Consider the following 1,121-nt stretch of genomic DNA (forward strand, 5'->3'; position numbering starts at 1 on the left):
CGCCCCTCTCCCCGTCACTGTACGGGGAGAGGATGCCGGCAGGCAGGTGAGGGGCAGCGCCAACGCTCGATCTCTTCATCAAATCAATTCCCCGCCTGTTGCTGCGGCAGCAAATAACCGGTGGTCGACCGGGCGAGCACGAGATAGCGCGCGGCGACGGCCTTGACCTCGTCTGTCGTGACCTTGCGGATGCGGTCCGTCCACTGCTGGACGTCCTGCACATTGCCGCCGGTGGCCAGCGTCGAGCCGTAGATGTTGGCCATGGAATCCTGCTTGTCGCGGGCAAAGGTCATCGATCTGACATAGCGGTCCTTGGCCTTTTCCAGCTCCGATGGCGTGACGCCATCCTTGACGATGCGCACCACTTCGGCATCGACCGCCGCTTCGACGTCGGAGATTTTGGCATCCCCGCGCGGCGCGCCATAGACGGTGAAGTTGGTGTCGTCGAGCATGGTGCCCTGGAAAAAGGCGCCGGCGCTGGATGCGATACCTTGCTGGACGACGAGCGCCTGGTAGAGCCGGCTGCGATTGCCGCCGCCGAGGATCTCCGCCAAGAGGTCGAGCGCTTCCGCCTCGCCCGGCTTGCCGGTGTGATAGGACGGCACCACCCATTGGGTGGAAAAGCTCGGCACGCTGACGCGGGCATCGGCGAGCGTCACCGTGCGCTTGGTGTTCTGCTCCGGCTCGACCGGACGGATGCGCGGCGGCAGATCGGGGCCGCGCGCCACCTTGCCATAGGTCTTTTCGGCCAGCGCCCGCACCGTGTCCGGTTCGACATCGCCGGCAACGATCAGCACCGCGTTGTTGGGCCGGTAATATTTGTCATAGAAGGCGACAGCGTCGGCGCGGTTCAGCTGCTGCATCTCCTGCATCCAGCCGATGACCGGGATGCGATAGGGCTGGTTCTGCCACAGCGTCGCATCGACCTCCTCGTCCAGCACGGCCTCGGGGCTGTTGTCGATGCGCGAGCGGCGCTCCTCGAGGATGACATCGCGCTCGGTCTTGATGACATCGTCGGTGAGTATGAGATTGCGCATGCGATCGGCCTCGAAGCTCATCATCAGTTCGAGTGCCGACGGCGCCACCGTCTCGTGGAAGGCGGTGTAGTCGTAGGAGGTGAA

General features: G+C 64.4%; 1 protein-coding gene. It reads right to left on the reverse strand.

The features are described 5' to 3' along the window. Positions 1-83: 83 nt before the first annotated feature. Positions 84-1,121, reverse strand: a 1,038-nt coding sequence (locus tag EOB80_RS34235) for a pitrilysin family protein (protein ID WP_164762838.1), incomplete at its 5' end; no start/stop codon positions are given.

It is taken from the genome of Mesorhizobium sp. M7A.F.Ca.MR.245.00.0.0 (assembly GCF_003997415.1).
GTDB lineage: Bacteria > Pseudomonadota > Alphaproteobacteria > Rhizobiales > Rhizobiaceae > Mesorhizobium.